The 18,071-nt window shown below is 61.2% G+C and carries 13 protein-coding genes; 4 read left to right on the forward strand and 9 right to left on the reverse strand.

Annotation, left to right across the window (positions count from 1 at the left end; translation table 11 throughout):
• Positions 1-142: 142 nt before the first annotated feature.
• Entirely contained in the window at positions 143-649 is a 507-nt protein-coding gene (locus DLD99_RS18190) for a peptidylprolyl isomerase (protein ID WP_085712420.1), read from the forward strand.
• Complete coding sequence (lpxH, locus tag DLD99_RS18195; protein WP_114884057.1) at positions 646-1,398, forward strand: UDP-2,3-diacylglucosamine diphosphatase; 753 nt, start codon at positions 646-648, stop codon at positions 1,396-1,398. The genes DLD99_RS18190 and lpxH overlap by 4 nt, the downstream gene beginning before the upstream one ends.
• A 124-nt stretch (positions 1,399-1,522) precedes the next feature.
• Here lpxH and DLD99_RS18200 read toward each other — a convergent pair whose 3' ends face one another.
• The 8 genes from DLD99_RS18200 to DLD99_RS18240 all read right to left on the reverse strand — a co-directional run bounded on the left by DLD99_RS18200 (position 1,523) and on the right by DLD99_RS18240 (position 14,151).
• Positions 1,523-3,052 (reverse strand): DHA2 family efflux MFS transporter permease subunit, encoded by a 1,530-nt coding sequence (locus DLD99_RS18200; protein ID WP_114884058.1) that lies wholly within the window; start codon positions 3,050-3,052, stop codon positions 1,523-1,525.
• 158 nt (positions 3,053-3,210) lie between these two features.
• A complete protein-coding gene (locus tag DLD99_RS18210) occupies positions 3,211-4,413 on the reverse strand; it encodes an HlyD/EmrA/EmrK family protein (protein WP_114884060.1) in 1,203 nt (400 codons plus the stop codon).
• 15 nt (positions 4,414-4,428) lie between these two features.
• The gene (locus DLD99_RS18215; RefSeq protein WP_114884062.1) at positions 4,429-5,898 is read right to left on the reverse strand and encodes an efflux transporter outer membrane subunit; all 1,470 of its coding nucleotides are present in this window, start codon (positions 5,896-5,898) and stop codon (positions 4,429-4,431) included.
• Positions 5,888-6,370 carry a MarR family winged helix-turn-helix transcriptional regulator gene (locus DLD99_RS18220; protein WP_085712425.1) on the reverse strand — a complete coding sequence of 161 codons (483 nt, stop codon included), beginning with the start codon at positions 6,368-6,370 and terminating at the stop codon, positions 5,888-5,890. Before DLD99_RS18220 ends, DLD99_RS18215 begins: the two co-directional genes overlap by 11 nt.
• Before the next feature lie 224 nt (positions 6,371-6,594).
• Positions 6,595-7,917, reverse strand: a complete 1,323-nt coding sequence (locus DLD99_RS18225; protein ID WP_114884064.1) for a hypothetical protein — start codon at positions 7,915-7,917, stop codon at positions 6,595-6,597.
• Positions 7,918-8,035: 118 nt separating this feature from the next.
• Positions 8,036-11,710 carry a translocation/assembly module TamB domain-containing protein gene (locus tag DLD99_RS18230; protein ID WP_114884066.1) on the reverse strand — a complete coding sequence of 1,225 codons (3,675 nt, stop codon included), beginning with the start codon at positions 11,708-11,710 and terminating at the stop codon, positions 8,036-8,038.
• A complete protein-coding gene (locus tag DLD99_RS18235) occupies positions 11,707-13,434 on the reverse strand; it encodes an autotransporter assembly complex protein TamA (protein ID WP_085712428.1) in 1,728 nt (575 codons plus the stop codon). Before DLD99_RS18235 ends, DLD99_RS18230 begins: the two co-directional genes overlap by 4 nt.
• A gap of 66 nt (positions 13,435-13,500) precedes the next feature.
• Positions 13,501-14,151, reverse strand: a complete 651-nt coding sequence (locus DLD99_RS18240; protein ID WP_085712429.1) for a GNAT family N-acetyltransferase — start codon at positions 14,149-14,151, stop codon at positions 13,501-13,503.
• 174 nt (positions 14,152-14,325) lie between these two features.
• On the opposite strand from DLD99_RS18240, the gene xthA reads away from it, so the two are divergent.
• A complete protein-coding gene (gene xthA / locus DLD99_RS18245) occupies positions 14,326-15,138 on the forward strand; it encodes an exodeoxyribonuclease III (RefSeq protein WP_114884068.1) in 813 nt (270 codons plus the stop codon).
• Between the two features lie 120 nt (positions 15,139-15,258).
• Entirely contained in the window at positions 15,259-16,593 is a 1,335-nt protein-coding gene (locus DLD99_RS18250; protein WP_114886738.1) for a substrate-binding domain-containing protein, read from the forward strand.
• 140 nt (positions 16,594-16,733) lie between these two features.
• Here the strand turns inward: DLD99_RS18250 and DLD99_RS18255 are convergent, their stop codons facing one another.
• Complete coding sequence (locus tag DLD99_RS18255) at positions 16,734-17,963, reverse strand: acyl-CoA dehydrogenase (RefSeq protein WP_003223710.1); 1,230 nt, start codon at positions 17,961-17,963, stop codon at positions 16,734-16,736.
• Between the last annotated feature and the right edge of the window lie 108 nt (positions 17,964-18,071).

The raw sequence follows: 18,071 nt of genomic DNA on the forward strand, positions 1-18,071 counted from the left end.
CGCATTTAATCGCCGGCAATTGAAAAACAGCCTCGAAATTCGCGCCTGTCACGCTAAACTGCGCACCTTGGCCTAAGCAGGCTGAACCGGTTGCGGGGCGTGAGGCTCCAAAACCACGAATTCCTTATAAAGAGTACTGACCATGACTCAAGTCAAACTGACCACCAACCACGGTGACATCGTCATCGAACTGAACGCTGAAAAAGCCCCGATCACCGTGGCCAACTTCATCGAGTACGTCAAAGCCGGTCACTACGAAAACACCGTTTTCCACCGTGTCATCGGTAACTTCATGATCCAGGGCGGCGGTTTCGAGCCAGGCATGAAGGAAAAGAAAGACAAGCGCCCAAGCATCCAGAACGAAGCCGACAACGGTCTTTCCAACGACAAGTACACCATCGCCATGGCCCGCACCATGGAGCCGCATTCGGCTTCCGCGCAGTTCTTCATCAACGTGGCCGACAACAGCTTCCTGAACCACAGCGGCAAGAACGTTCAAGGCTGGGGCTACGCCGTATTCGGTAAAGTGACCGCCGGTACTGAAGTGGTCGACAGCATCAAGAAAGTCTCGACCGGCTCCAAGGCTGGCCACCAGGACGTACCAAGCGACGACGTGATCATCGAGAAAGCCGAGATCATCGAAGCGTGATATTGCTGATTTCAGACTTGCATCTGGAAGAGGAGCGCCCGGACATTACCCGGGCGTTTCTGGATTTGCTCGCCGGACGCGCCCGCTCGGCGAGTGCTCTGTACATTCTGGGCGACTTTTTCGAGGCGTGGATTGGCGACGATGCCATGACCCCTTTCCAGCGTTCCATCTGCCAGGCCCTGCGCGAATTGAGCGACAGCGGCACGGCCATATTTCTGATGCACGGCAATCGCGACTTCCTGCTAGGCAAGGCTTTCTGCAAGGAAGCCGGCTGTACGCTGTTGAAGGATCCGAGTGTCGTGCAACTCGCAGGCGAGCCGGTGCTGCTGATGCACGGCGACAGCCTCTGCACCCGCGACGAAAGCTATATGAAGCTGCGTCGCTACCTGCGCAACCCGGTCACTCTGTTCATCCTGCGGCACCTGCCGTTGAGCACCCGCCACAAACTGGCGCGCAAGCTGCGCAGTGAGAGCCGGGCGCAAACGCGGATGAAGGCCAATGACATCGTCGACGTCACGCCGGAAGAAATTCCGCGGATCATGCAGGAATACGGGGTGAAAACCCTGGTCCACGGGCACACCCACCGCCCGGCCATCCACAAGTTGCAGATCGGCGATCAGGCGGCGAAACGGATTGTGCTGGGGGACTGGGATCGTCAGGGCTGGGCGTTGCAGGTGGATGAGAATGGGTTTGTGTTGGCGCCGTTCGACTTCGCACCGCCACCACAGCTGGCAGCACCCGCCAACTGACTAAGTACAGGTCCAATTGTGGGAGCGAGCCTGCTCGCGATTGCGGTATTACATTCAGCATTTCTGTTGACTGATTCATCGCTATCGCGAGCAGGCTCGCTCCCACATTTGATCGGATTGCAGATCAGTGACCGCTGGCCGCCGGGCCTGCCTTGGCAGCAAACGGCGGCTTGGCCAGCCAAACAATCAAGATCAACCCCATGAACCCCCACCCAAGCAGCGTGAAGTAATCCACGGTCGAAAGCATGTACGCCTGACTGGTCAGCACATGATCAAGCTGCGCATACGCCGGATTACCCGCCCCGCCCAATTGATTCAGCGCTTCCCGGGTCGCCGGCTCATAGGTGCTGATGCTTTCACTCATGTACGCATGATGCTGGTCTGCCCGACGAATCCAGATCCACGTTGTCAGCGACGCTGCAAAGCTACCGCCCAGTGTCCGCAGGAACGTCGCCAGACCGGCGCCGTCAGCAATCTGGCTTGGCGGCAGGTCCGACATCAGGATGCTCAGGGTCGGCATGAAGAACAGCGCCACACCGATGCCCATGAACAGTTGCACCAGCGCGATGTGCTGGAAGTCCACTTCGTTAGTGAATTCGGCGCGCATGAAGCAGCTCAGGCCGATCGCCAAGAACGCCATCCCGGCCAGCAGACGCAGGTCGAACTTGTGCGCGTACTTGCCGACAAACGGCGACAGCAGCACCGGCAGAATGCCGATCGGCGCCACTGCCAGACCGGCCCAGGTCGCGGTGTAGCCCATCTGGGTCTGCAACCATTGCGGCAGGATCAGGTTGATACCGAAGAACCCGGCGTAACCCAACACCAGCACCAGCGTACCGATGCGGAAGTTGCGGTGGGCGAACAGGCGCAGATTGACCACGGGATGCTGGTCGGTCATTTCCCAGATCACGAACACCGCCAGGGCAATCACCGAAATCGCCGCGCCGATGATGATGAAGTTCGATTCGAACCAGTCCAGGTCATTGCCCTTGTCGAGGATAACCTGCAAGGCTCCCACGCCGATGATCAGCGTGATCAGCCCGACGTAGTCCATCGGCTGGCGGCTGGTGACCACCGGACGCTTGGCCAGTTGCGAACGCACCACCATCACCGCAAACACGCCAATCGGCACGTTGATGAAGAAGATCCACGGCCAGCTGTAACTGTCGGTGATCCAGCCGCCGAGAATCGGGCCGGCGATCGGCGCCACCACCGTGACCATCGCCAGTAACGCCAGGGCCATCCCTCGCCTGGCGGGCGGATACACCGCGATCAGCAGCGTCTGGGTCATCGGATACAACGGCCCGGCCACCAGGCCTTGCAGGACCCGGAAACCGATCAGTTCAGGCATCGAAGTGGAAATACCGCAGAGAAACGAGGCCAGCACGAACAGCATGGTGGCCCAGAGAAACAGCTTCACCTCGCCGAAACGCCGGCTCAGCCAGCCGGTGAGCGGTAGCGCGATGGCGTTGCTCACGGCGAACGAGGTGATGACCCAGGTGCCCTGCTCCGAACTCACACCGAGGTTGCCGGAGATGGTCGGCAGCGCCACGTTGGCGATGGTGGTGTCGAGCACTTGCATGAAGGTCGCCAGCGACAGGCCGATGGTGCTGAGCAACAGGCTGGGCGGCGAAAAAGAGGCGTTATTGCTCATCGCGAATCCTATGAAGCCGGGTTGGCGCCGTGTCTGTTACAGACGCAGACGCCCTTTGTGGGAGCGGGCTTGCTCGCGAAAGCGGTGTGTCTGACAACATCTATGTTGAACGTCAGGCAGCATTCGCGAGCAAGCCCGCTCCCACAGGGGGAAAGAGGTCAGCGTTGCGCGGTCTTGCTGACTGCAGCGCTGTTGTCGTGGATCAGTTGCGCGATCATCGCGTCGGCTTCGCCCAACTGGCGGTCGTAGACGCTGGTGCTGAACGAGGCCTGTTGCGGCGGTTGCTGCGCCAGTACCGGGCCGCTCTGGTCGTGCAGGTTGACCTCGACATTGGTCGACAGACCGACGCGCAGCGGATGCTTGGCCAGTTCTTCGGCGTTGATGTGAATCCGCACCGGTACACGCTGCACGATCTTGATCCAGTTACCGGTGGCGTTCTGCGCCGGCAACAGGGCGAACGCGCTACCGGTGCCCGCGCCGAGGCTGTCGACGGTGCCGCTGAATTTCACGTCGCTGCCGTAGATGTCGGATTCGATGTCCACCGGTTGGCCGATGCGCATGTCGCGCAGTTGGGTTTCCTTGAAGTTGGCGTCGATCCACAGCTGATCCAGCGGGATCACCGCCATCAGCGCGGTGCCCGGCTGCACGCGCTGGCCGAGTTGCACGGTGCGCTTGGCGACGTAACCGGTAACCGGTGCGATCAGGGTGCTGCGAGCGTTGGTCAGGTAGGCCTGGCGCAGATCGGCCGCGGCCGACATCACATCCGGGTGCGACGAAACCACGGTGTCATCGACCAGCGCGCTGGTGGTTTTCAGTTGTTGCTGGGCGTTGGCCAGGGCGTTTTGCGCCGAGGTCAGGTCGTCGCGAGCGTGGGACAGTTCTTCCTGGGAAATCGCGCCGCCGGCGGCGAGGTTTTTCCGGCGGTTGTAGTTGTCCTGGGCTTTCTGCACGTTCGCCTGTTGCGCGTTGACCTGGGCTTTCATGCCGTCGACGTTGCTGTACAAGCCGCGAACCTGGCGCACGGTGCGCGCCAGTTTGGCCTGGGCACTTTGCAGGCCGACTTCGGCGTCGTTCGGGTCGAAGTTGACCAGTACCTGACCTTCGTGAACCAGATCGCCATCGTCGGCGCCGATGCTGACCACGGTGCCGGTGACCAGCGGGGTGATTTCCACGACGTTGCCGTTGACGTAGGCGTCGTCGGTGCTTTCGTTCCAGCGACCGATGAATTCGTGATACGCCCAGACGCCGGCACCGGCGAGGGCAACCACGACGGCCAGCACCAGCAGCATCACTTTGCGCTTGCGTGGATTGCCGGTGTCGGGGGTGTTGTCTTGAGCTTGAGAGTTTTCGGCAGTGGCCATGACAAATACCTTGAATTAGTTGTGCGTGGTGGCTGGGCTGGCGTTGGCGGCAGTCAGGGTCTGCCCCTGGAAGCCGCCACCCAGCGCTTGCATCAGTTGAATCGACAGGTCGATCTGCTCGGCATTCAGGGTCGCCAGCTGACGCTGGGCCTGCAGCAATTGCTGCTCGATGCTGAGCACGTCCAGGTAGTTGCCGATTCCGGAACCGTAACGCTGGACCACGGTGTTGTAAGAATCCTGGGCAATCTCGGTCGCGTGCTGCTGGGCGCCGATCTGCCGGCCAATGTCACGCAACTGGTTGATGGTGTCGCCGACATCGCCCAGGGCTTTCACCAGGCTTTTGTTGTACTGCGCTACGGCCAGGTCGTAATCGGCGTCGCGAGCGTCGAGATTGGCGCGCAAGCGGCCACCGTCGAAGATCGGCAGCGAAATGGTCGGGGCGATATTGAAGAAGCGACTGGCGGACCCGAACATCGCGTCACCCAATAACGATTCGGCACCAGCGGAGGCCGACAGGTTCAAGTTGGGATAGAAGCGGGTCTTGGCCGAGTCGATGTCCTTGCTCGCGGCCTCGACACGCCAGCGCGCAGCGACCAGATCCGGGCGACGACCGAGCAGTTCCGCAGGCAGAACAGATGGAACAGCGACGGCACTGGCCTGCAGGACTTTCGGCCGGGCGATTTCGTTGCCGCGATCCGGGCCTTTGCCAAGCAACACGGCCAGGGCGATTTTCGCGCTGTTCAGGCGTTTTTCAGCGTCGATCAGGCTGGCTTCGGAGCTGGCCTCCAGGCTTTGGGTCTGCTGGAACTGGTACTGGCTGTCGATCCCGGAACTCAGACGACGCTGGCTCAGGTCGAGCATCTGCTTGGTGCGCTTGAGGTCTTCGTTGGCCAGGTCATAAACGATATGGGCCTGACCCAGATCGCTGTAGGCCCGGGCCACGTCGGCAGCGAGGGTCAACTGTGCGGCCTGACGGTCGACTTCAGCCGCGCGAGCCTGACCAAGTGCAGCTTCCCAGGCATCACGCTGACCGCCCCAGAGATCGAAGTTGTAATTGAAGCCGGCGCTGATGTTGCGCACGGTGGCGTAGGCATCGCCCTGCCCTCGCGGGTCCTGATCCTTGGCCAGACGCGAACGGGTAATGCCGGCGCTGGCGTCGAGGGTCGGATAACGTTCGGCATCGGCGGCATACGCGGCGGCGCTGGCCTGATGGGCGCGGGCGTCGGCGATTTGCATGTCCGGGCTGTCGTGCAGGGCTTCGCGGATCAGGCCGTCGAGTTGCGGATCGCCGAGGCTGGTCCACCAGTCGCTCTTCGGCCACGCGGCCGGGGACAGTGTCACGCCGTTGAGGGATTGGCCGACCTTGAGGTCTTTCGCATCAAGGTTTTTGCCATGGGTATCGAGGCCACTGTAGTTGGCGCAACCGGCGAGAATCATCGCCGACAGCACCAGTGTCAGGCTGCTGCGCAAGGTTTTACCGCTCATTGTGTTCACCTAACCGCTGGATGGTGATGGGGTCACCGGCCGCCAGCAAAATTTTCTTGAGGATGTATTCCAGGGTTTTCAACTCGTCCGGAGTAATGCCGCCGGCCAACTCGTTCATGGCGTCGGCACCGATGTGCGGCAGACGATCGGCCAGCGCCTGACCTTGCCCGGTGAGCTTCAACTGCACCTGACGGCGATCGCCTTCGCTGCGCTGGCGCACCAGGAAGTCTTTCTGCTCCAGACGGTCGAGCATGCGGGTCATAGAACCGCTGTCCAGCGACAGGTGCCGGCACAGCTCGGCCGGGGTGTCGACGCCGTACTGGGCCATGATGATCAACACCTTGAACTGCGCGGCGGTGATGCCGTGGGGCTCCATGTGGGTGTCGATGATCCTGTCCTTGAGCAAGGCTGCACGACCGAGCAACAGGCCGAGGTGGCAATGCTTGAATTCGTCCGGGGTGAAATGCTTCATGTGCGCACCTAATAACTGCCTAGGCAGTGAATGTATGTCGAGATGTTACTGCCTAGGCAGCGAATGTCAACGTAATAGTTAGGTTGCTTTGTAATTAGTTGACCAGCGGACTGGGTTTTCTGTTGACCGTGCAGACGCCATCGCGAGCAGGCTCGCTCCCACAAGGATCTCATGCATGTGGGAGCGAGCCTGCTCGCGATGGCAGCGACTCGGTGTAGAGCCGTTCAAGATTTGTCGGAGGGATGATTCATCGGTGGCGGGTGAAGTGGATGGACTTCCCGCCCACGCAAGGCGGTTGCCGCATACCCGCAAGCGCGTTTGGCTACCGCATAAATGCTGTGCCAGCCTGGCGGCGTCGGTTCGATGGCAGCATGCAGCGCCCACACGTAATCAAGCAGCAACCCCGGCGTCCAGGCCATGGCCTCGGCGCGCTTGCGCACCTGGGCTGCGACCCAGAACTCGGGGCTGATGATGACCCGGGCAAAATCCAGCATGCTCGAATGGCCGCGATTCATCGCACCTTCCAGTGCCGCTTCCAGGCTGCGCGCAACGGCACTCGAGCAATTGCGACTGGTAAGGTTGTAGGTGGTGTTCTGCCGATAATCCGCCCAGAACGCCTGCAGCCGCGCGGCATCGTAGTGCCCGAAGCTGACCTGAACCGACGACGGGCACCAGTCGGCGACTTCGCTCGCATAGTCCTGCAGAAACCTGCCGGGAACATCGTTGTTCGGCGTGGCCCGCAGCAACCGCACAAAGTCCCCTGCCGAACGATCAATGTCGTCCAGCGGGTAATGGCTGATGTAGAGGTCCGGCCCACATTCCAGCGCCGCGTGGCCGGCGGAAATGACGCCGTTGATATCGACCGCCGCGATATATCGGTTGAGCAACCGATTGCGCACCAGGGTGTCGTCAACCGTACCGCTGGGCGTCCAGACATGGATCACCAGCGCGTCACCGTTTGCCGGGGCGTATACCGGGGAAGGCGTCACTGGCGAATGCCCGTTCCTGAACCGCAAGGCCTGCTGCAACAAGGCGCAGCCCGAGAGAAAGATACTCATGCCGATGCAGAACGGCACCGTCCCCTTGTAAAGCGTCGGGTACGGTTCAAGGATAAACAGTGCGAAGCCGATCTCGAACAACCCCGCCAGCAGTGACATTTGCCAACCAACGAAGCGCACGACTACTGCTGCTGCCAAACGAAAACCGCCGTCGAGCAGAAAAGCCACACCGAACAGCACCGCGAGAATCAGGCCGGCAGCATGTTGCCGGTCGACGATCAGCAGCCCCAACAGCAGAAAAGCCAGCCCCCGTGCCTTGCGCAACGCCGCCGCAGTGCCGGTTTGCGGGGCCGGCACCAGCAAGATGATCAAGGCTTCGAGCAACAACAGATAGCCGAACACATGCAGCGGGAAGTACAGAACGCCGTCCAGTGCATCGATGAAGATCGCCACTCCGGCCGCGCCCCAGACGATGCCGGTCAACGCCAGTGCTGACCAGCGCCGGCGGACAAAGTCGTTACCTAGCAAGACCATACTCAAACGGACCATGGGTGCCCCCGGGGACGTTTCGGGCAGTCGCAATCTGCAGCCTCGAAGCTGAGGTCAGTCTAATACATCAAAAAAAGCCGGATCGTGGTGACACGATCTGGCTCTGTGGGAACGCGATCTAGAAGTCCCGCTTGTAGAAGATGTCCAGCGAACTGGCCACGCCGCTGGCGGCTTCGAGGTAGACCTTTTTGCTCAACTTGTAGCGCAAGGCGATGGTGTTGGCCGGCTCGAATACGCCGACGCCGTAACGCAGGCTGAGCTTCTCCGAGATATTGCCACTGGCCACCACGCTGGTGGTGTTGCCGCTGCCCTGGGTGTCGAGCTGGAAATCCTGGATGCCCAGATCCTTGGCCAGGTTGCTGGTCACCCCGGAACTGCCCATCAGCCCCAGACCGAGCGCCGCTTGCGCGAGCATGTTGTTGTCTTCGCCGTTGCTGCTCAGTGGACGCCCCAGCACCAGATAGGACAACGCCTGCTCCTGGCTCATCGCCGGTTCCGAGAAGATCTGCGTGGTCGGCTGCTCGGCGCTGCCGCTCAGGCGGATGCCGGCGATCACGTCGTCGGTCTGGCGAATCGCTTCGATATCCAGATACGGCTGATCGATCGGCCCGGCAAACAACAGACGCGCACGACGTACGGTCAGGCGCTGGCCGTAGGCGCGGTAACGACCGTCGTTGAGCCAGAGCTCGCCACGGGTGTCCATGTTGTCGCCGATGTGCACGTGACCTTGCAGATTGGCGGTCAGGCCGAATCCGGCGAAGCTCAGCTTGTCCTCGCCGACCACCACGTCGATGTCCATCTTCATGGCCATCGGTGGTTTGCCCTCTTCGGTCTGCGCGCCGACGATGATCGTGTCATCGGAGACTTTCACCGTCGATGGCGGCAACTCGCGCACGGTGATTTCGCCTCGGGGCACCAGCACTTTGCCGGCAATCGCCAGCTCGTCGCCGGCCATGGAAATCTTCAGGTCCGGCGCCACTTCAAGCTTGGCGTAGGGTTCGACGGTGACCGGCAGTTGCGTGCCCTTGAGCGCCAGATCCACCATCAGCGCCTGACCCCAGGCGACGTTGCCGCTGAGACTGCCCTGCCCGGCCTTGCCGCTTTTCCAGCCGCCATCCAGGCGCACCGATTCGCCGGCGATCACCGCTTGCAGTCGCAGACCCTGCAACTGCAACGGCAGTTCCGGGCCGGAGACTTCACCGTCACTGAGTTGCACGGTGCCGTTGACCAGCGGCGCGAGCAGCCCGCCGGAGATCGTGCCGCTGCCGTTCAGGCGCCCGGTGAGTTTCTCGACCATCGGCACGAACGGCCGCGCCACCGACAGATCCAGCCCGCTGAGGCGGAACGAGCCGTTCAGCGGTTTGTTCTTCGGCAGCGGATTGAGCTGCGCCTGCACCATCAGTTCACCGAGTTTGCCACCGACGAAGTTGAGGTCGGTGTCGATGCGTTTCGGCGTGAGTTTGCTGGTGAGCTTGAGGGTCTGGTACGGGAAGTCCAGCCACTGATCCTTTTCCTTCATGCGCAAGGTGCCGCCGCTGGCATCGACGCTGATCTGGCCGTTCGGGCCGCTGGCCGGCAGGTCCAGTTGCAGGTCGGCGTTGAGTTTGCCCTGCCAGGCGAAATCCTTGGGCAGCCATTGCGCCAGGCTTTCGATCGGGAATTGCTTGAGGTGGTAGCGCAGCTTCGGCTCCGGCATCAAGCGCTGGTCTTCGCCGCACAGGCTGGCATTGCCGGACATCCAGCAATGGGCGCCGAAGTTGATCTTGCCGTCGGCCAGACGCTCGAGTTTCGCCGGGTTTTGCAGCTTCCAGTCCTGACCGCCGGCCTGAATGTCACCGCTGGCCAGGCGCCCGCGCCAGTTGCCTTTGTCCAGATTGCCGTCCAGACCCAGCGCGAGTTTCAGCTTCGGCCCGAGCAGGTCGAGATTAAGTTTCTGATTTTTGATATCGCCCTGCGCGCTGACCGTCAGCACACCCAGATTCGTGTCGCCGGCCTGGATGCCGCTGCCCTTCAGGTCGATTTTCGCCCGCTGCGCGCTGTCGAGGGTGGCATCGAGGTTGAGGCTTTGCAGGCGATTGTCCTGGAACACCAGTTGCGAGCCTTGCAGATCGAGCTTGCCTTGCGGTGCTTTCAGCGTACCCGCGACATCGACCCGACCGTTGACCTGCCCGCGCAGCTGCGGCCAGAGCTGGGCCAGACGCGGCAGCTTGATGTCGATCTGCCCGGTGAGCTTCTGTTGCAGGCTGCCCTTGCCGTTGATGCTGTTGTCGCCGAGGCGGATTTGCAGGGCGTTCAGATTCCACTGTTCACCGGCGCCGTCAGCCTTGGCTTGCAGCACCGCCGGTTGCCCGCGCAGTTTGCCTTTGAGGTCGAGGTCGGCGTTGAGGCTCAGGCGCTCGTTTTTCATTTCGCCCGTGCTTTTCAGCGGCCCGGCCAGTGTGCCCGGCAACTCCGCCATCCAGTACGCCGGGTTGAGCGCGGACAGTTCCAGCGCCGTGTCCCAGGCAATGCCGTCGGCGAATTGCACGTTCACGTGCCCTTCGGCCTTGCCCTGCCCCGCTTCGAGCTTGAATTGCGGCAGGAAGATCTGTTTGAGGTTGCCACTGAACGGGCTACTCAGACTGAACGCCCCGGCCGGGCCGTCCAGTGCGGCGGCGAAATTGCCAAGGTATTGGCCGTCGGTGTAGGAGACTTCGCCGTTGAACGTGCGCAAGGCGACTTGCGGCTCGTCGATCTCGGAATAGAGCCGATGCCACGGAAAGTCCTGCCAATTAATGTTGGCCTGGGCGCTGAGGCCTTTGCTCCAGTCGACGTTACCGGTGAGCTTGAGGCTTTGTTTGTCATTGGCGGTCAGATCGAGGCCGGCGATCTGTGCGCCCTTGGCATCGACCTTGCCCTTGAGCAACAGCGCCACCGCGCCTTTATCCGCAGGCAGCGTCGCATTGCCAAGGAGTTGATAACCGTTTTTCAGGTCGCCTTCGCCGGTCAATACCAGTTGATTGAGTTGCAGGGTGTCCGGCAGATCGGCGCTCGGCTTGAACGCCTCCGAGGTGATGCGCACCTTGGCCGGCAGGTTTTCCGCCAGCGGTTGCAACTCGCCGCTCAACTGGCCGTCGAGGTAGCCACGGCTGTCGGCGTGCAGATTGAGAGTCTTGAGCAGATCACCGTCGACTTTGAGCGCCAGCGTCCACGGGCCGGTGCCCGGTGACGGCAGGGTCAGATCACCGGCGATGCTCAACGGCCAGTTACCGGTCGGTTGCAACAGACCGGAGAGGTTCAGGCTCAGGTCGTCGCGTTGCAGTTTCACGCTGTCGATCTGCATGCCCTTGGCAGTCCAGTGCGCCGCCAATTGCAGGCCTTTGAGCTGTTCGCTGCCGTTGAACAACAGGCTGCCGACTTGCACGTCACCCAGTTCGATGGCCACCGGCAATTGCAGGTCAGGGAGTTTGATCGGGCCGCTGTCGGTGGTTTCTTCGCCGGGCGGGAATTGCAGGATGACCTGATCGGCCTTGAGCTGTTCGATGCACAGCGTCATGCGTGTCAGGCACAGCGGCGACCATTCGAAGATCGGTTTGCTCAGTTCGACGCGGCTGCTGTCCTGCTGCCACAACAGATGATCAGCGCTCCACTGTCCGCCGAGGCGACCCTGAAAGTTGTCGACGCTCAAGCCCGGAACCAGCCCCAGCACCCAACGGCTGCCAGCCTGGGTGCCGAGCACAGCGGCAATACTCAATACAATCAACAGCACCAGCGATAACAGCGCCAGCGCCGAAATTTTCAAACCACGCTTCACAGCTCAGGCCCCATGGAAAAGTGCAGCCGGATGCCGCCGTCGTCGTCCAGCGCATGGGCCAGGTCGAGGCGGATCGGCCCCACCGGCGAGACCCAGCGCACACCGATACCGACCCCGGTCTTGAGGTTCGGCAGTTCGAGTTTGTTGAAAGAGTTGCCCTGGTCGACGAAGGTCGCGACCCGCCATTTTTCGGCGATCGAGTATTGATACTCGACGCTGCCGGCCACCATGTAGCGCCCGCCGATGCGGTCGCCTTTGGAGTTCTCCGGGGACAGGCTCTGATAGTCGTAACCGCGCACACTCTGGTCGCCACCGGCGAAGAACCGCAGCGACGGCGGCACCGAGCTGTAACCGTTGGTGGCACTGCCACCGACCTGGACACGTCCGAGGAACCGGTGGTTGTCGAACACCGTGGTCAGCCCTTTGATCAGCGCCGTGCCGTACAACAGATTGTTGTCCGAGCCGAGGCCTTCTTTCGCCACCTTGCTTTCGAAAGTCAGCCGATAGCCATTGTGCGGGTCGATGCGATTGTCGCTTTTCAGGTAGGAGTAACTGATGCCGGGCATCAGCAAGGTACTCAGGCCCGAGTCGTCACCGAGCTGGTATTCCTCACGCTGCCATTTCAGCGAAATCACCCGCTGCCAGCCGCTCGGCAACTTGCTGTGCCATTCCGGGCCGAAGGTCAGCAATTTGCTCAGGGTGTCGGAGCCGTCGATGTCTTCGTACTGATAACCGCCGGCCCAGCGCAATTTGTCGGTCAGCGGCGGGTCCAGCGGAATGTCATAGAACAGACCGACGTTCTGTCGTGGCGCCGAGAGTTCGGCCTCCCAGCCGTAACTGTCGCCCTGCGGGTTGACCCAGTGGCGGGTCCAGTTGGCCTTGATCCGCGGGCCAACGTCGGTGGAGTAACCGAGACCGAGGCCCATGGTGCGCGGTTTGCGGGTATCGAGTTTGACCGCGACCGGGATCACGTCGTTCTTGGCAGCGGTCGGTGCCGCGTCGACTCGCACGCCTTCGAAGTAGCCGCTCGATTGCAGGTCGCGATTGAGTTCGGCAATCAGCTCGGAGTCGTAAGGCTCGCCCGGTTTGAACGGCACCATGCGTTGCAGCAGATCCTCATCGAACGGCGTATCGCCCTCGAAACTGACCTTGCCCAGCGCATAACGTGGACCGCTCTCATAAATCAACTCGACATCGGCCACCCCGGCGCGGGGATCGACCATCAGTTTCTGGCTGGTGAAATGGCCGCTGAAGAAACCGAAGCGCGATGCCTGATTCTGGATCAGGCGCTTGGCATCTTCGTAGCGGCCATGGTTGAGCACCGCGCCGGGCTTGAGCACGTCGCTTTTCGGTACACGAAAGGATTTGAGGGCGGCAGCGGGTCCGTCGACCCGCACGGTGACATTGCGCAGGCGAATCGGCTCGCCGGGATCGATCTTCAGCACCAGACGCGGTTTTTCACCGCCCTTCACTTCGCTGTCGATCTGCGGCTGGTAGTAGCCCAAGGCCTGGGCGGCCTTGCGCGCCTGCTCTTCGGCACCGCGACTGAAGCGCTGCAAGGCTTCTTCGTCACGATCGCCGAGGCTGCCGATATAGCCTTCTATATTGGCCTTGAGTTCATCGTTGGACGGTTTGACCCGCACATCCAATTCACTTTGCGCCAGCGCCGCGCAGCTGGTTAACAGCATGAGCACGCCACTGGTAAATCTTCCTGGAAACTTCATAGGGGCGGATGCTATCACGTGCTTGGGAGCGTGATAGAACCAGACTTTTCTGAAAAAGTTCGATGGTTATGCCGTTGCAGTTTGTAACACCTGTGGATTGGCGTGGAAAAACACGTGCTCGCGTACCGGGCCGACGGCGACTTCGCCGATCTCCTCATAACCCTGACGTTTGTAAAATTCCAGGTAACGCGGGTTGCCGGTGTCGAGGATCACGCCCTGGGAGCTTTCATCCACCGCGCACCAGTTGTGTACCGCCTGCAGCAACTGCTCGCCGAAGTGCTTGCCCTGAAATTGTGGATGCACGCCCAGCAGCGGCAGCATGTGCACCGAGTCGGTTGGCACGCAGGCTTCAACGGCGGCGTGATATTCCAGATAACGCCGGGTGCAGCGGAAACCGGTGCTCAACACCATGCGCAAACGCCAGGCCCAACTCTCGGTGACACCCAGACGCCGTTGCGGCGGCGCGATCAGGGCGATGCCGATCAAGCGGTCGTTGACCAACAAGCCGATGGCCGGCAGATCCTGCAGGAAATGCTGTTTGACCAGCTCTCGCACCGTGGCACGCACCCGTTGTTCGTAACCCGGGCGTTCGGCCTCGAACAGGTAAGCGAAGGTCGGCTCGTGGCGGTAGGCCTGATAAAGAAGGGATCGCGCTTCACGGGAATAGCCGCGGTCGAGCATGTGGATGTCGGCGATGGCGGTCGAGGTTTCAGGCATGACGGTGATTCTCCCTGGACGGGACTCAACAGGCCCCGTTCTTGTTATACGAGCCTTGGGCTGAAGGGATCGTTCCCACACCCGAAAGACATTAGCAGCGCATATGGACTACCGCCACGCTGGCCCAGATCCTACATGTCAGCTAGCATCGCCCTTTTGCCAGGACTGCCGACCATGAAGATCGTTTCCTTCAACATCAACGGACTGCGGGCCCGCCCGCATCAGCTGGCGGCGCTGATCGAAAAGCATCAGCCGGACATCATCGGCCTGCAGGAAACCAAGGTCCACGACGACCAGTTCCCGCTGGAAGAAGTGCGGGCCCTGGGTTATCACGTGTATTTCCACGGCCAGAAAGGCCATTACGGCGTCGCCCTGCTCTCGCGCCAGGAGCCGATTGCCGTGCACAAAGGCTTCGCCACCGATGAAGAAGACGCGCAGCGGCGCTTTATCTGGGGCACTTTCGCCGACGCCAACGGCGTGCCGGTGACGATCATGAACGGCTATTTCCCACAAGGTGAAAGCCGCGACCATCCGACCAAGTTCCCCGCCAAACAGCGCTTCTACAGCGATCTGCAAACGCTGCTGGAAAGCCAGTTCAACAATGAACAGCCGCTGGTGGTGATGGGCGACGTGAACATTTCCCCGGAAGACTGCGACATCGGCATCGGCCCGGACAACATGAAGCGCTGGCTGAAAACCGGCAAATGCAGCTTCCTGCCGGAAGAGCGCGAGTGGATGGCCCGCCTGAAAAACTGGGGCCTGACCGACAGTTTCCGTCACTTGAACCCGGACGTGGCCGATGTCTTCAGCTGGTTCGATTACCGCAGCCGTGGCTTTGAAGACGAGCCGAAGCGCGGACTGCGGATCGACGTGATTCTGGCGTCCCACGGCTTGCTGCCACGGGTGAAAGCCGCCGGTGTCGACTATGAACTGCGCGGAATGGAAAAGCCTTCGGATCATGCGCCGATCTGGCTGGAATTGAGCTGATAGCAAAATCGCCGCACATCGCTGTGGGAGTTCGCTCCCACAGTCTGAACACTGTCATCTTTCAGAAACGTCCCTGACTTAATCTCCCCGGCAATCCCCTTGGCTGCATTCGGTGCCGGCATGACCCTGCGCGTTCTGTTCGTCTTTCTCCTGAGTGCCTGGCTGCAGGTTTCGGCCGCGGCATTGCCCATTCCCGAGAACGGCCCGGTATTGCGCATCCAGGGTTCCAACACCATTGGCGCAGCCCTCGGCCCGGCACTGGTGGAAGGCCTGCTGGAAGAACAGGGGCTGGTGAAAGTCCACAGCGAAACCCCGGACACTGCCAACGAGCAACGGGTCGTCGGCCTCACGGCTCAAGGTAAACGGGTCGTGGTGGAAATCGCCGCCCATGGTTCCAGCACCGGTTTCTCCGCGCTCAAAAACAACAGCGCCGATCTCGCTGCGTCTTCGCGCCCGATCAAGGACAGCGAACTCGCCAGCCTTGTTTCACTTGGTGATCTGAAAAGTCCCGGCGCCGAGCAGGTCATCGCCATCGATGGCCTGGCGATCATCCTTCACCCCGACAATCCGCTGAACCAATTGAACACAGAACAACTGGCGCGGATCTTCAGCGGCGAGGCGAAGACGTGGGAAGAACTCGGCGGCAAGGGTGGGACAATTCATCTGTATGCGCGGGATGATCAGTCCGGCACCTACGACACGTTCAAGGAACTTGTCCTCAGCCGTCGTGGGAAAACCCTGAACAGTTCGGCGAAACGTTTCGAGTCGAGCGAGCAATTGTCCGACGCCGTGAGCGCCGATCCACAAGGTATCGGTTTCATCGGCCTACCCTATGTGCGCCAGGCCAAGGCCGTGGCCATCGTCGACGGGCAGTCCCAGGCCATGCTGCCACTGGCCAGCCTGATTGCGACTGAAGACTATCCACTGTCCCGCCGGCTGTTCTTCTATTTGCCGCCTGACAATCAGAATCCATGGGCCGCCGCCTTGGTAGATTTTGCGCAAAGCCGCCAGGGCCAGGCGATTGTCGCGGCCAACGGTTTTATCGCCCAGACCGTGCACGCCATCTCGGTCACGCCGAATGCGCTGATGCCCGAGGGTTATCAATCCCTCAGCCGCCACGCCCAGCGTCTGACCGTGAACTTCCGTTTCGAAGAAGGCAGCGCCAGCCTCGACAACAAGGCCCGCCAGGATCTGGCCCGGGTGTTCGACTATATAAAGCACCACGACAAGACCGACCGCGCGGTAACACTGGTGGGATTTGGCGATGCCAAGGACGACCCGGCCCGGGCGGATTTGCTGTCGAAGCTGCGGGCGATGGCGGTACGCCGGGAACTGGTGAAGAACGGCGTGGTGTTGCGCGAAGTGCGCGGGTTTGGCGCGCTGATGCCGGTGGCGACCAACAGCGGTGATGAAGGCAGGATCAAGAATCGGCGGGTTGAGGTTTGGGTTTACTGAATCTGATGTTGATGCGTTGAACGAGCAGGCCCCATCGCGAGCAGGCTCGCTCCCACATTAGATCTCCAGCGAACACAAAGTGTGTGGACACCTGCAAACCCGTGGGAGAGAGCCTGCTCGCGATAGCAGGCACCGCGGTCTTAATGACCGCTACGCAGCATTTCCTTCGGCACATACTTGCCGATCTCGAACTTGCCGATCGCCGCGCGGTGCACTTCGTCCGGGCCATCGGCCAGGCGCAGGGTGCGTTGCATGGCGTACATGTAGGCCAGCGGAAAATCGTTCGACACCCCTGCCCCGCCATGGATCTGGATCGCCCGGTCGATCACCCGCAACGCAACGTTCGGTGCGACGACCTTGATCTGCGCGATTTCGCTCTTGGCGACTTTGTTACCCACGGTGTCCATCATGTACGCCGCTTTCAGGGTCAACAGGCGGGCCATGTCGATTTCCATCCGCGAGTCGGCGATCTTGTCGACGTTACCGCCCAGACGTGCCAACGGTTTGCCGAACGCGGTGCGGCTCACCGAACGTTTGCACATTAGTTCCAGCGCGCGCTCGGCCATGCCGATCGAACGCATGCAGTGGTGAATCCGGCCTGGGCCGAGGCGACCTTGAGCAATTTCGAAGCCGCGTCCTTCACCGAGCAGGACGTTTTCGTACGGCACCCGCACATTGTCGAACAGCACTTCGGCGTGACCGTGAGGCGCGTCGTCGTAACCGAACACCGGCAGCGGACGGACGATCTTCACGCCGGGGGTATCGACGGGCACCAGAATCATCGAGTGCTGGGCGTGGCGCGGGGCGTCGGGGTTGCTCAGGCCCATGAAGATCAGGATCTTGCAGCGCGGGTCGCAGGCACCGGAGGTCCACCATTTCTTGCCGTTGATCACCCACTCGTCACCATCGCGCACGGCGCGGGCGGCCATGTTGGTGGCGTCGGAGGACGCAACGTCCGGCTCGGTCATGGCGAATGCAGAGCGGATTTCGCCGCGCAGCAGCGGTTCGAGCCAGCGCTGTTTCTGTTCTTCGTTGGCGTAACGCACCAGCACTTCCATATTGCCGGTGTCCGGCGCCGAGCAGTTGAACGGCTCGGGACCGAGCAACGAACGGCCCATGATTTCCGCCAATGGCGCGTATTCGAGGTTGGTCAGGCCGGCGCCCAGTTCCGACTCAGGCAGAAACAAATTCCACAGCCCTTCGGCCTTGGCCTTGGCCTTGAGCTCTTCCATGATTGCGGTCGGCTGCCAGCGGTCACCCTCGGCAACCTGCCGTTCAAACACGGCTTCGGCCGGGTAAACGTAAGTGTCCATGAACGCGGTCACGCGCTCACGCAGTTCCTGAACCTTGGGCGAATAAGCGAAATCCATGAGCAATTACCTTCTGTGGCAGAGGTTGTTTAGGTCATGCAATCGATGCTAGAACAGCGCTGATAATTTACCTAGCCTATTCTCGGCGTGTATAAACATTCATCACCG

This window comes from Pseudomonas kribbensis, from assembly GCF_003352185.1.
GTDB lineage: Bacteria > Pseudomonadota > Gammaproteobacteria > Pseudomonadales > Pseudomonadaceae > Aquipseudomonas > Aquipseudomonas kribbensis.

Excerpts from the sequence above, each read along its gene's own strand:
- DLD99_RS18190 (WP_085712420.1), top strand. The coding sequence starts at position 143 with ATGACTCAAGTCAAACTGACCACCAACCACGGTGACATCGTCATCGAA.
- DLD99_RS18200 (WP_114884058.1), bottom strand. The coding sequence starts at position 3,052 with ATGAGCAATAACGCCTCTTTTTCGCCGCCCAGCCTGTTGCTCAGCACC.
- DLD99_RS18210 (WP_114884060.1), bottom strand. The coding sequence starts at position 4,413 with ATGGCCACTGCCGAAAACTCTCAAGCTCAAGACAACACCCCCGACACC.
- DLD99_RS18215 (WP_114884062.1), bottom strand. The coding sequence starts at position 5,898 with ATGAGCGGTAAAACCTTGCGCAGCAGCCTGACACTGGTGCTGTCGGCG.
- DLD99_RS18220 (WP_085712425.1), bottom strand. The coding sequence starts at position 6,370 with ATGAAGCATTTCACCCCGGACGAATTCAAGCATTGCCACCTCGGCCTG.
- DLD99_RS18225 (WP_114884064.1), bottom strand. The coding sequence starts at position 7,917 with ATGGTCCGTTTGAGTATGGTCTTGCTAGGTAACGACTTTGTCCGCCGG.
- DLD99_RS18235 (WP_085712428.1), bottom strand. The coding sequence starts at position 13,434 with ATGAAGTTTCCAGGAAGATTTACCAGTGGCGTGCTCATGCTGTTAACC.
- DLD99_RS18240 (WP_085712429.1), bottom strand. The coding sequence starts at position 14,151 with ATGCCTGAAACCTCGACCGCCATCGCCGACATCCACATGCTCGACCGC.
- xthA (WP_114884068.1), top strand. The coding sequence starts at position 14,326 with ATGAAGATCGTTTCCTTCAACATCAACGGACTGCGGGCCCGCCCGCAT.
- DLD99_RS18250 (WP_114886738.1), top strand. The coding sequence starts at position 15,259 with ATGACCCTGCGCGTTCTGTTCGTCTTTCTCCTGAGTGCCTGGCTGCAG.
- DLD99_RS18255 (WP_003223710.1), bottom strand. The coding sequence starts at position 17,963 with ATGGATTTCGCTTATTCGCCCAAGGTTCAGGAACTGCGTGAGCGCGTG.